The following is a 13,649-nucleotide window of genomic DNA, read 5'->3' as shown; positions in this document are numbered from 1 at the left end:
TAGAATTAGAAACCAATGTTGAAGCCAGCCGTGAACGTGCGGGCCTGACCGATGGAGTTGCGGTCGACACCTGAGCCCGTATTGCTGTTGCCGTTTGTCGAGATTTCGGGGTCAATACCTGAGTATTTCGTGAGCAAGGCCGCATTCTGCACCTGCACATACACGCGAGCGGTGGCAAGTCCCAACTTGGTAGCCAAGATTGAAGGCACCGAATAGCCCAGCGACACATTGCGCAGACGAGCGAAATCACCCTTTTCTACATTACTCGATATCACCAGCGCGGAGCCGTTCGACACGTTGTCGCCGTACACCACGCGGGGCCATTCAGCATTCGTGTTTTCTGAGGTCCAACGGTTCAGGATATCCTTCTCGTTATTCCAGAAGCGCTGATCATGCAAACCCGACTTGGTGCCATTATAGATGTAATTGCCCCCCGAGTACTGAATGAATACGCCCAAGTCGAAATTCTTGTAGCGGAACGTGTTATCGAAGCCGCCGTACCACTTGGGCAGCGTTGGGCCAAAGTAAATACCGTCGGCTAGCTGCGTAGGAGCCGTGGTGTTCACGCCGTCAAGCGTTGTCCAGCCCGTGGAGCCGGGACCGGACGTTCCTAAGTGATTGTATTGAACGATGGTGCCGTCGATCTTGCGCACCATCCGCTGACCGTTAGCCGGATTAACGCCCATGGAGGGAACAGCCAGGATTTCGCCCACCGACCGGCCCACTTCCGTGAAGTTGACAATCTCCAGACCGGAAGTAGCCGTAGCAATGCGCTGGCCTTCAGTAACAAGCGTCAATACGCGGTTTTTCAGGGTTGTAAAGTTGCCGTTAACCGTCCAGCTGAAATCCTTGCCCTGGATAGCCCGCAGGTTAAGGTTCAACTCAACGCCGGTGTTGCGCATGGAGCCTACGTTGGCTGCAATCGTGTTATTCGGGACACCTCTGGAAGGTGCCTGGGGCACGTCTAGAATCAACCCATCGACTAGGTTGTGATAGTAAGAGAAATCACCCTGCACCCGATCTTGGAATACACCGAAGGAAAAGCCAACATCGGTCTTTTTGCTGGTTTCCCACGTCAGATCCGGGTTGCCGGCCGTGGAATAGCCCAGCGTAGCACTAGAGCCATACAGGCCCGAACCATACGTCGACAACGAAGCGAAGTCATTAATTCCCTGGCTATTGCCTACCTCGCCATAGCTACCCGTGAACTTCAGGAAGTTGAAGACATTGGAAAAGGCGGCATCCTTCCAGAACTGCTCCTCCGATACAATGTAGCCCAGAGATGCCCCGTAGAAATTACCCCATTTCTCGTTGCCCCAAGCTGAGTAGCCGTCGCGACGCACATTAATAGAGGCCAGATATTTTTTGGCAAAATCGTAGGTCAAACGGCCGAAGTAAGAAACTAAGTAGTTTTCTCCCTGGGAGTTGCCCGATACGGCAATGTTGGTGTAGTTGCCTTGGTACGTGTTAAAGAAGTCGTCAGCTACCTGCGTACGGCTGGCTCCCCAGCGGTCTACCTGCGTGCGCTGCTGCTCGCCACCTAACAGGATGGAAGCATTATGATTGCCGAAGCTACGGTCGTACTGAGCGGTGTTTTGCCAATTCCAGCGCTTGTTGGTGCGGAAATAGTTGGCAGCTTGTCCACCCGAAGAATAGCCGTCGCCGGATAAGGCAGTATAGAACAGCTGATCTTCGAAAGAACTGTTGTTCAAACCATAAGTGGTTCGTACGTTCAGGCCTCTCAGTATTTCCCAGTTGGCATACAAACTACCCTGAATCTCATTGCCTTCGGAGGTGAAGTAGTTGTTCTCTAAGTCAACCAGTGGGTTGTAGTAGCCCGTGACCAAGGGGGCGTAGTTAGGAGCTGGGTTGGTATTAGCTCCTGGCCCGACGCCGTTGCCCGCCGTATTAATATTTGGAGTGCCGTCGGGATTGCGAGCAGCTACGTTTGGAGGCAATACCAGCGGAGCCCGACCTAAGCCTGCTATGCTGAAAGCGGCATCGCCAATTGAGCCAGAGTTGGGCGAGGAGTTGTAGTTATTAGAATAGCCGATACGAGCGCCTACGGTGAAGTTCTTATAGACTTTGTGGTCGATGTTTATCCGGCCCGACAGACGCTGAAATTCGTTATTCTTCAACATACCATTCTGGCCCGTGTAGCCAACCGAGGCATAATAGGTCGTCTTTTCAGTACCGCCCGAGAAGTTCAGAGCGTTGGAATGTGAAAAGCCAGTGCGGTAGATGTAATCATACCAACGAGTGTCAACAACATTCCCATCAGCATCAAAAGAAGGCAGGAATCCTTCCCGGTTGTTGGCAACGGCCCCTACGGAGGCGCGGTTTGCATTCAGATTGCGAACAGCCTCGTTTTTGATCAACATATAATCCTCAGCACCCAGCACTTCGTACAGGCGGACGGGCTTGCTCCAGCCTACCCACGAATCGAGAGAGATACGGCTCTGACCTTTTTTGCCACTCTTCGTCGTTACCAGAATAACGCCCCCCGCGGCCCGGGAGCCGTAGATAGCAGCGGCAGCGGCATCCTTCAGCACTTCAATGCTTTCGATATCATTGGGATTAACGTTGCTGAGCGGGTTGTTTGGCACACTGGAAAGAGCCGAATTGTTGCCGCTGAACGCTGGGATACCGTCGATTACATACAACGGGGCCGAGCTGAGGTTGATGGAGTTCACTCCCCGAATCCGCACAACGGGCGGTGTATTCAGCACGCCATTAGGAGTCGTTACGTTCACGCCGGGGGCGCGGCCCTGCAACGACTGCTCAAAGCTCTGCACTGGCTTCTGAGCTATATCCGTTCCGCTGATGGTAGCTACTGAACCCGTCAGCTCGCGGCGAAGCTGGGTACCGTAGCCAATTACTACTACCTCGTCGAGACCGGTAGTATTAGGCGCCAAGTTCACATCGATGGTCGTCTTATCCCCTATTGCTACCTCTTTCGTATCGTAGCCGATAAAGGAATACACAAGGATAGTAGCCGTGGTTGGCACCGCTGCCAAGGTGTAAGCGCCATCGGCATCAGTAGAGGCCCCTTGCGTGGTTCCCTTCACCACCACAGTAACGCCCGGAAGCGTGCTACCATCTGCTGCCGCCACCTTTCCAGAGATAGTGCGTACCTGCGCCTCGACTTGGTGGACAAGGAGGGCAAATACTGTAAGCATGCACAGTAGTAAGATTTTTCTCATGTGTCGGTTTTTAAGCGTTAAAAAAAATTTAACTGATGCCGACAAGAAATGGGCTTTATTTTACCTGAACAACTGGATCTTTGAATTATGAAATTGTAAACGATTGAGTTAGCAAACATTATTTCTTAAATTACATCATATGTAGATACATTTTTTATTATATAATTATTACTTAGACGATTACGCTCTGAATCTAATCAGTTTTCTAAACAATTTAATCCTTGAAATTCTACTCTCAAAAGCTGATTCTCTACAAATAAAAATGGTCAAACGAACAGTTTTTGCGACTCGCTTTTGCTAAAAAACCAGTCTATTTATTAGCCAAAATCTGATACAAAAAAGGCCCATTTTATCTGCGATTTCACAGATAAAATGGGCCTTTTTTGATGCTATTTACTCTATCGATTTACCCATACCCATTTTAAGGAAAACAGGTGTTTTCAACCGATATACTCAAATAAAGTCAAAGAGCCGGCTCGCACCTCAAACGCGACGAACCGGCTCTGACACTCACTACCAAACTGAATTACTCAGTCTGGAGCAAGGACTATCAACTGCTGCAAAAGCGGAGGATTACTCGGAAAAAAGCCCCTCAAAGGTCAACTAATACGCTTTTGCAGCAGCTTTATTTGTACTGATAATACCGCACATAATCTACCTGCATCTGCTTGGGAAAAGTGGTGCTGGCATCGGGGTTGCCGTCAAAATCGCCCCCCACGGCCACGTTCAGAATCATGTAGAACTTATTGTCGAAGGGATATGGGGAAGCGTCGTTGGGCGTAATGGTGAAATACTGCTGGCCATCCAGAAACCACCGCAACTGGCCCTTGCTGCGCACCAAGCTGAAGATGTGATAGTCGTCGGAAAAATCGCCGCTGGGCAAGCGTATCTCCGTGCCTTTAAATTTACGCTCGGCCACCGTGTTACCAAAGTGCACGGTACTGATATTCACCGCCGGCTGACTGCCGCGTAACTCCATAATGTCGATTTCGCCGCAGGCCGGCCAGGGGGCCTGGCTGTCGTTGCTGCCCAGCATCCAAATGGCCGGCCAAATACCTTTGCCCTTGGGCAGCTTCGCGCGCACGTCGATGCGGCCGTAGGCGAAGTCCTGCTTGCCCTTTGTAATGATGCGGGCCGAAGTGTACTGCCGGTTGCGCAACTGTTCCCGCTTCGCCTGAATGGTTAGGTTGCCGCCAGTAAGAAAGAGGTTTTCGCTGCTGTTGGTAGTGGCTTGCAGCTCATTGTTGAACCAGTTGTCGCTTACTTCATAGGTCCACTTTGTCTGGTTCAGAGCGCTGCCATCAAACTCGTCGCTCCACACCAGCTCCGTGTACTGATTATAGTCGCGGGGGTCGGCGTTTACTTCAGTGGCGGCGGGAGGTGTGGGCGTTGGGGCTGGCACAGAAGCTTCTTTTTCCTCTGTGCAGGCCGTTGCGGTTAGGCAACACAATACGGCACCAACAAAAATGCCCCCCAAGCTCCGATGGTACTTCAAGCTACCTTTTCTCATAAAACAAACAGTTAATCAACAGCATCCACAGCTCTCAGCACGACTTTACTTGGCCACGAATTTCATGGTAAACACGGTGCCCCCGTTTGCACCACTACCCGCCCGCAACGTCATCTTCTTATCATCGATGGAGATAATGCGATACACGCGCTCCGTGGGCGAAGCATCGGTGGTGCCGATGAAGGCATTCGTCCGTGCCAGAACAAACTGCGCTAAGCCAGTGCCGCTCGCTGGGCCAAAGGTGAAAGTGGAAGTACCCGACTGCGCTGGCTGACAGGTAAAGCCAGCGGCCGCCGAGAACGTTTCAGCTTTCGCATTATACGTCAGCGTGTTCGTCGCAGAGAATGTGTACTCGTCATCAGATTGGCAAGTAGGCAACTCGCCTGCCTTTACGCCCGCAAAGTACTGTAGCGGATTACCTTCCGTACCCACGATGATGGGCGCATCGGTAGCGTTGTCGAGCATCCAGGTTTTAGACGAGCCACCCGTGAGCAGCTGACGAATTGGGTCAGTGGCATTGAAGGGCACGAGTGTTACCACGGTTTTGGTGCCGTTGGCATTCGTGCTTTTCAGACGCAGACGCTGGGCAGTAGCTTCCACGATGTCGTAGGTGCGAGCCGAGGCGGGGCTGGAAGTGCCAATGAAGGCATTCTCAGCCTGGAGAACAATTTGGGCCGGGCCGCCGCCATTGGGGCGAAACCGGAAGGCAGAATTGGCATCAGCGGCCGTAGCGCAAGCACCGTTCACAGAGGTTTGCCCCCCACTCTTGTAGATATACTGATAGCCGCTGCTGAAGCTGAACTGATCGTCGGCTTGGCAGGCAGGCAGGCTATTGGCAGCCGAGCTCGATACCACCGTGCGGTCATCGGCCGCCAGTACCTCTATCGCTCCGGCAGCGCGTGAGTACGTCCAGACGGTGACACCGCCTCCGTTGCAGTCAGTGAGCCCCGCGAAGGAAGCATTAGCGCAAGGCGAAGGAACTACTACGTCCTTCTCGGGCGAAGTGCCAGTACCACCCCGGCCAGCGGCTATGAGCCGGACTTTGTAGGTGCCACCGCGCGGATATGTGTGTGTTACAGTTTCGCCGCTGCCAATAGAGTTATCGCCAAAATCCCACTGATAGAGGAAGCTATTCTGGCTGGTATTCGTGAACGTGACAACGGTGGGAAACTCAGTGGTATTAACAGCAGCTGTAAAATCGGCCGTTGGCACTACCCCTTCTATCTGCCCCGTGTCTTCTTTGTCGCAGGAGGCAAGCAGCAACGAGCCGCTTAGTAGCGCCAAACCCGCTTTATTCCAGGTATTTTTCATATAAATCGAAGTAAATCGTCGGTGGGAAGTGGCTTAGTAGCCAGGGTTCTGAATGAGAGCAGGGTTGGCATCAATCTCCGACTGCGGAATGGGCAGCACCAGATTGGTTGCCGTTGGTACGCCGCGCTGCACACCAAGCGTCCGCAGGAAAGCGGAGTGTTCCGTCATGCGCGTAATGAACTTGCCCGTCCGCTTCAGGTCAAACCAACGGTCCATCTCAAAGGCGAGCTCGTAGAGACGCTCCCGCAGCACAGCATCCGTGAAGTTGGGAGTTGTCGTGGTCAGGTCGCGGGCGGCAGAAGGCGTATTAATAGGCAGCCCGAACGCCCGGCGGCGCACTTTGTTGATAGCTTCTACGCCTTCAGCTGTTGGTCCTACGGCCTCAGCCAGAATCAAATACACTTCAGCCAAGCGCATTACCTTCATATTCAGGGGCGAATCCCAGATGTTGGTGTTCACTTTACCGATGAACCATTTCTTGGAGCTGTAACCGAAGGGAGAACCCGGCAGGCTACCAGGATTCGTTCCGCCACCGGGCCACGCGTCGCCAGGCGAGAAGATGCTGACGGCTTTGCGCGTATCGCCGGCCTCATAGCCGTTCACGAAGTCGGGCTCCGGAATGTTGAAGCCGTAGCCATCGCCTACAGGCGTGAGTCCACCGCCGCGGGGGGCAAAAAACTGGTTGGCCGCCGAGCCTACATTGTTTCGGTCGTATTGGTTGCGGCCGTTCACGAACTGCACTTCAAATAGCGACTCCTGGCCGTTGTCGTTTTCTACTTTAAAGATATCGGCGTAGTTGGCGTACAGGGTTTTGCCGGAGCCAGCAATGACTTCGCGAGCTCGCTGAGCGGCTTCCGTCTTTTTATCCTGGGTGAGATACACCTTGGCCAGCAGCCCCGTAGCTGCCCACTTCGTAGCCCGACCGATATCTTCCCCGCTATACGAAGCGGGCAAATTACCAATAGCCTCAATTAAATCCTTTTCGATCTGCGCATATACCTGAACGGCGGGCGTACGTGGGATATTTACCTCAGCCGCCGTGACGGGCGGTACAGTATACAAAGGTACATCGCCGTAGGCCCGTACTAAGTCGAAGTAATACTTAGCCCGCAGAAACTGTGCTTCGCCTAAGCAACGCTTTTGAATATTGGGATCAATATTCGTAATCAGGGGCACCTTTTGCAGAACAATATTAGCCCGCTGAACACCAATAAAGGACCCGCCCCAGAGACGGTTAGCAATGATATTGGTAGTGGGAGTATTGTAGTTGTCGAGCTGCTGGTATTCAATACCATCGCCGCCGCCGCCGCCGCCCGTAGTCGAGACGTCCGCCATGATATCCATGGCCCACAAAGCCGCATTGTACTGGCCTTCTTTCGTCAGCTCGCTATAAGCGGCCGTCACGGCCTGAATGGCGTCGGTTTGGGTTTTGTAGAAGTTAGCGTCCGTTATCTGGTCGGTGGGGGCCTCCTCTAGGAATTTCTCACCGCAGCCGGTCAGTAAGCCCAGCGTGAGCAGAAAAGCGCCGCACGTATATTTTGAGATAGTCATTGTTCTGTGGGAGTTTAGAAAGGATTAAAACCCGATGTTTAAGCCGGCCATGAATACGCGCGACTGGGGATAGATACCCAGGTCGACGCCGCTGGCGCTCACCTCAGGATCGAAGCCGCTGTACTTGGTCAGCGTGGCCAGGTTCTGAGCCGTGACGTACACGCGCAGCTGAGTGGCCGAAATCCGGCTCAGCAAGCCTGTTGGCAGCGTATAGCCTAGGGTCAGGTTTTTGATGCGGGCGTAAGAGCCATCCTCTATGAAGTAGGTAGACACGCGCAGGTTGGTATTCGGGTCGCCATCAATGGCGCGAGGCACGTCGTTGCTGGTGCCGGGGCCGGTCCAGCGGTTCAGTACGCGGGTAGTGCCATTGGTAGTACCATACAGGGCACCTTCCGTGATGTAGCGGTTCAGGTTATACACGTCGTTGCCCTGCGAACCCTGAATAAAGAAGCTCAGATCGAAACCCTTGAAGGTCAGATTATTGGTAATACCGTACGTGAAGTCGGGGTTAGGATTACCGATAAAGGTCCGGTCATCGGCGTTGATGACATTATCCCCATTCAGATCGCGGAAGCGGATATCGCCGGGGGCGGTACCGGTTTGCTGTTTAGCATGCGCAGCTACTTCATCCTGCGTCTGAAACAGGCCATCGGCCGTGTAACCGAAGAATGAACCAAAGGCATAGCCCTCGTCGTAGCGCACGATAACTCCGCTCAAGGAACTCAACCCATTGTAAGGCAAGCCTTTACCCAATGACTCCAGCTCCGTTTTGAAAGCCGACAGGTTCAGCGTCGTGGTCCAGTTGAAGCCTTGCCCTGAGCCCTGCACATTGCGGGAAGTAAAGCTAAAGTCGACACCACGGTTGTAAGCGGAGGCCGCGTTACGATTCACTGGCTCGTAGGTGCCCGAAGCGAAGAGCGGCGGCACGGGAGCAATCAGGTTGGGCGAGCTGCGGTTGTAGAGGTCGATGCTGGCCTCGAAGCGATTTTCTAGGAAGCCCATGTCCAGACCAATGTTTGCCTGGTTGTTGGTTTCCCAGCGCAGCTCAGGGTTTGACAAGCGCGTGGGTGCTCCGCCCGTATTGATCGTGCCATCCGGACCGAATGGATACGTGATACCGAAGTTGACAGAGTAGAGGTAAGAAAAACGCCCCGCGTTCAGTGGGTTACCCACTTTGCCGTAGCCAGCCCGAAGTTTCAGGTTGCTGATGGTAGTATTGTCTTTCAAAAACTCTTCTTCGGAGATGCGCCAGCCTGCAGATACGCCAGGGAAGAAGCCGAACTTATCGCCGGGAGGGAATACGGAGGAACCGTCGTAGCGGGCTACGGCCGATAACAGGTACTTACCATCAAACTCGTAGTTGAGACGACCAAAGTAGCTGGCCAGGCGCTGGGGGGCATTTATGGTGCCCGCATTCGCTAACAGCGTATTGAGAGGACCGGCGTTGATTACCTGCAAGTCGTTGCGAAGATAGCCCGTGCGATAAGCCTCTACGTTGCTACGGTTAAACTCCTGAGCCGACTGACCTAACAGGAAGGTGACCTGGTGCTTGTCGGCAAAGAGATGATCGTAGGTGGCCGTATTCTCGATCAGGTAGGTAGGCGCGTAGGCAGAAGTAGCCGTGGCACCCGCCACCGTATAGCGTGAGCTGAAGCCTGCCAGCGTCGGGGCAGAAGGGGCAAACGCATTGAAGTTGTCGAAGATGAAGTCGCCACCTACATTGGTACGCAAGCGCAGGCCTTTGACTGGCTCTAGCTCAGCGTATAAGCTGATCAATGCCCGGTTGCGGGTGAATTTCTGGTTGGTCCGCTGGGCGCTGGCGAGGGGATTCTCCTCAATAAAGTTGTCGACGCTGCCGCTTGGCTCGTACCAGTAGCCATCAGGCCGATAAGGCTGCACGGTAGACGGGATACGCAGCAAGTGCTGCACTACGCCATATTCTCCGCTGTTGGTCGTTACCTGGCGGTCCTGTAAGTGAGTGAGTTGAATGCTATTGCCCAGCTTCAGCATTCTGCCTACCTGCACGTCGCCGTTGGCCCGCAGAGTGAAGCGCTCGAAGTTGGTGCCGACAATAGTACCATCCTGCTGGAAATAGGTACCCGACAAAGCATAGCGCGCGCTTTCGCTGCCGCCCGTGGCCGAAAGGGAATAGTTCTGAATCTGAGCCTGACGGAATACGAGGTCCTGCCAGTCGGTGCCTTCACCCAAAGCGGCGGGGTTACGCAACTGATCTACCACAATCGGCAGACCGGCCGCGATGCGGTTCTCGTTGTTGATAACGGCATATTCCTGTGCGTTCAGCAAGTCCAGCTTGCGGGCCACGCTCTGAATACCGCGGTACACATCGAAATTAACATTGGTCTTACCAGCCTTGCCGCGCTTGGTTGTGATGATTACAACCCCGTTGGCAGCACGCACCCCGTAGATAGCCGTCGCTGATGCATCCTTCAGAATATCAATGGTTTCGATGTCATTGGGACTGATGGCGTTCAGTTGATTTTCCTGGTCGCTCGAAGGCAAAGGAAAACCATCTACTACGTACAGTGGGCTGTTATTACCGGCTGAAGTTATGCCGCGAATACGCACCGAAGTACCAGCCGCGCCACCAGGAGCGCCGCCGTTGGAGATAATGGTGACACCGGAAACCTTGCCTTGAATAGCCTGGGTAACATCGGCGACCGGCTGGCGCACAATCTCTTCACTGGCCACCGATGAAATAGCGCCGGTTACGCTGCCCCGCTCCTGGGTGCCATAACCTACCACGACTACTTCGTTCAGCGACTTCGTATCGCTCTCCAGAGTTACATTAAGACTGGTTGTTGCTCCCGTTACGGGCAACTCGCGGCTGGTAAAGCCAATGGAGCTGAACACTAGGGTGCTGCCTTCGGGTACGTTGAGCGAGAAAGTACCGTCGCTGCTGGTAGAAGCACCTATGGATGTGCCTTTTACGAGCACCGTTACGCCCGGCAAGCCTTCGCCATTAGACTGGGTTACGCGGCCCGATACGGGCACATCGGCCGTTGCGAGAGAAGCGGCAGCGGGGCTGGGGGGCAAATTTCGCCCGGCCAAAGCGGGAGCCACAACCGCTGGCAACCCACAGGCCGTCAGCAGAATGGCTCTTCGCAAGAAGGATGAGTAAGAATTTAGGGTCATGTGGGTAGGAAAATAAGTAAGCTGAAAGCAAGCGTGGAAAACCTGAACAGCCCTGACTAATAGTCAGCGCTACAGGTGAGAAATTAAGGTTTGGAATCTTTTGCGCCACTGCCAGTGCCACCTACTTGAGCAGTGGCACCTGTGTAGCGGAAACGTTTTAGTTGATCGCCAATACGAAGCGTGAAATAGCCATCTTCTAGTTGCCGACGGCCATCGGCGTCGGGGTAGGTTAAATCGCGTTGGGGCTGAATCTCAAAAACCAGCTCACGGCTTTCACCAGCTTTGTATTGGGCTTTTTCGAAGTGCTTGAGCAAGCGCACGGGGCGGGTGATCCGGCCTACTTCATCGGTCAGAAACCAGAGCGCAGCCTCTTTACCGGCGCGGGAGCCCGCGTTGGTCACGCGCACGGTAGCGCGCAGCGTAGCATTGCCGCTAAGCACTGAGTCGGCAAGAGCTAAGTCGCTGTAACTGAAGGTAGTGTAGCTCAGGCCCTGCCCAAACTCAGTGAGCATAGAAGGCTTGTATTTTGCCCCCCGGTTCTCGAAGCCAGCCCCAAAGTCGCTAAGCTCCAGGCTATTCTCATTATTATCGTGATGATACGGCGATAAGTGGCCAGCAAACTGCGGATAAGTAAAGGGTAGCTTGCCGCTGGGGTTTACCTTGCCGCTAATAATCTCAGCGATGGCCTGACCGCCGCCAAAGCCGGGCAGCCCGCCCCACAAAATGCCTCCCGAGCCATCGGCTACGGCCCGAATAATGCTGGGCCTCCCTCCTATCACCACCAATACAGAGGGCTTGCCCACAGCCTGCACTGCCCGAGCCAATTGCAGTTGGTCTTCGGGCAGCGTCAGGTCGCTGGTATTACCTAATCCTTCCGTGTAGGGTCGCTCACCGAGAGCCATAATAACGGCATCAGCACGGCGAGCGGCGGCGGTTATGCGTGGCAGCGCCAACGCACCGGCTGCATCACGGTAGGCAACGGTTTCAACCTGGGCATTGGGATACTCCTTCTTTAGAGCTGCGTAAATGGTCAGAACTTCTTTAGGATAAGCCTCTTCTGCCCTGCCCTGCCACGCCAGTGTCCAGCCACCAGCTAGGTTTGCGCGCGAGTCAGCCGAAGGACCAACCACCAATAGGCGCTTTACTTCAGACGCTGCAAGGGGCAGTAAATTATTCGTGTTTTTGAGCAGTACGATAGACTCGCGGGCAGCCTCTACGGTTTGTTGTTTCAGGGCGGGGTCTCCAATCCGACTGAGGCGGTCGGTGCGGGGCATCGGATTTTCGAACAAGCCCAGGTCATCCTTCAATTGCAGTATGCGGCCTGCGGACAAGTTGATGCGCTCTTCCGTCAGGCGACCTTCCTGCACCAGTTCCTTAACTAGGGTGCAAAAGGTGGTCGTATAGGGCGTCATGGCTATATCTACGCCCGCGTCGATGGCCATAAACGTGGCTTCCTTCTCGTTGGCCGCTACTTTCTGGATGCGCACTAAGCGTATAATGTCCTCCCAATCGGTGACGGCCACGCCCTGAAAGCCCATTTTGGTGCGGAGCAGATCGGTGAGAATGCGGCGCGAGGCGTGCACCGGCTCACCATTGATCTGGCCGCTGTTTATCATAATGCTCTTGAGTCCTGAATCGATTGCGGCCTGAAAAGAAGGACGAAAAAACTCTTCAATACGCTGATCGGAAATCTCGGCTACCGTGCGGTCCCAGCCGGTACGCGGATCGGAATAGCCGAGGAAGTGCTTACCGCAAGCGGCCACTTTGTAGGGGGCAATTTCCTTATTTTCCTGCATCTCCCGCACAAAAGCAGCGCCCATCACCGATGCCACCAATGGATCTTCGCCGTAGGTTTCGTATAAGCGGGGCCACTGCGCATTTACACCTAAGTCTATGACGGGGGCGAATACCCAGTGGTGCCCCAGATCAGCCGACTCAAGCACAGTAGCACGAGCTGCCTGACGGGAAAACTCAGGATTGAAAGTGGCCCCCAGATTTAAGTTGTGAGGAAAAATGGCCGCCCCAGACACATAGCTGGCCCCATGCATGTGGTCGATGCCATAGATGATGGGAATATGCAGACGCGATTCGCGCATCGCAATGCGCTGTAAAGCAGCCGAATATTTAGCCCACTGTGCTGGCTCAACTGCTTCACCATTAAGGAAGGAGCCGACGTGAAACTGCTTGATGAGCGGAATCAGCTTGGCGGAGTCTAAGGTGATGTCCTTCTGCTGCCCGGTATTATTAATGGTTGTATTGGCGAGCTGGGTCATCTGCCCAATTTTCTCCTCCAACGTCATTTGCGCGAGTAGGGCGCGCACCCGCTCGCTCACGGGCGCGGGCTTAAAACTGGTGGCGGGCGGAGCTGAAGCAGTGACAGTAGTTGCCGGAACTGTGGCGGAGGTACTTGTCCGTTGGCAACCCTGACTAGCACTGAGCAACGCACCGAGCGTGAGCCCTTGCAGAGCAAGCTTGCCAAGATGGCTCGTCGATGATGCCCCCGTATTCTTGAAAGGAAAAGATACCCGTAAAAAGGAAGTAGGTAATCTCATAAGGACAGAGAAGTTTTCTCAAATATATTCGTCCTTGTTTTGAAAACGCAAAGCAAAAAAGCCCTCTACAGCCTCAAAACGAGCTTTTTTGATGAATATCGATTCTTATTTATACACTTACTGCACACGTAAAACACAGCTAATTGTGGGCTACTGCGCTATAGCTGACTTAAGCCCGAGGGAGGAGACAACGGCTAAGAAACAATGAAAAAAAGTGGAGTCAGACAGAATTTTTTTCACAAAAACAGTCGGTTAGTCATCTTTTAAATGATTTTCTCTGAGATACCGAAGAAGGAAATTGAAAGGGCTACTCTATCCAGCTAGCGCTATTTGCTAAGCCGACTCTGCCCCTGCCCGGCAAATATCAGT

The 13,649-nt window shown here is 53.7% G+C and carries 6 protein-coding genes; all 6 read right to left on the bottom strand.

Annotated features, from left to right (window positions below):
* Nucleotides 1-5 precede the first annotated feature (5 nt).
* The 6 genes from H8B13_RS00095 to H8B13_RS00070 all read right to left on the bottom strand — a co-directional run bounded on the left by H8B13_RS00095 (nt 6) and on the right by H8B13_RS00070 (nt 13,280).
* Nucleotides 6-3,203 carry a SusC/RagA family TonB-linked outer membrane protein gene (locus H8B13_RS00095; protein ID WP_187308813.1) on the bottom strand — a complete coding sequence of 1,066 codons (3,198 nt, stop codon included), beginning with the start codon at nt 3,201-3,203 and terminating at the stop codon, nt 6-8.
* A 625-nt stretch (nt 3,204-3,828) separates the two neighbouring features.
* Nucleotides 3,829-4,713 (bottom strand): glycoside hydrolase family 16 protein, encoded by an 885-nt coding sequence (locus H8B13_RS00090; RefSeq protein ID WP_187308812.1) that lies wholly within the window; start codon nt 4,711-4,713, stop codon nt 3,829-3,831.
* A gap of 45 nt (nt 4,714-4,758) precedes the next feature.
* The gene (locus tag H8B13_RS00085; protein ID WP_187308811.1) at nt 4,759-6,024 is read right to left on the bottom strand and encodes a PKD domain-containing protein; all 1,266 of its coding nucleotides are present in this window, start codon (nt 6,022-6,024) and stop codon (nt 4,759-4,761) included.
* 33 nt (nt 6,025-6,057) lie between these two features.
* Nucleotides 6,058-7,575, bottom strand: coding sequence for a RagB/SusD family nutrient uptake outer membrane protein (locus tag H8B13_RS00080; RefSeq protein WP_187308810.1), 1,518 nt, complete (start codon nt 7,573-7,575; stop codon nt 6,058-6,060).
* Nucleotides 7,576-7,599: 24 nt separating this feature from the next.
* Complete coding sequence (locus H8B13_RS00075) at nt 7,600-10,728, bottom strand: SusC/RagA family TonB-linked outer membrane protein (protein WP_187308809.1); 3,129 nt, start codon at nt 10,726-10,728, stop codon at nt 7,600-7,602.
* An 83-nt stretch (nt 10,729-10,811) separates the two neighbouring features.
* Nucleotides 10,812-13,280 (bottom strand): beta-glucosidase, encoded by a 2,469-nt coding sequence (locus H8B13_RS00070; RefSeq protein ID WP_187308808.1) that lies wholly within the window; start codon nt 13,278-13,280, stop codon nt 10,812-10,814.
* Nucleotides 13,281-13,649: the final 369 nt, after the last annotated feature.

It is taken from the genome of Hymenobacter sp. BT188, from assembly GCF_014333585.1.
Classification (GTDB): Bacteria; Bacteroidota; Bacteroidia; order Cytophagales; family Hymenobacteraceae; genus Hymenobacter.
This window is presented reverse-complemented; position numbering and strand designations above follow the sequence as displayed.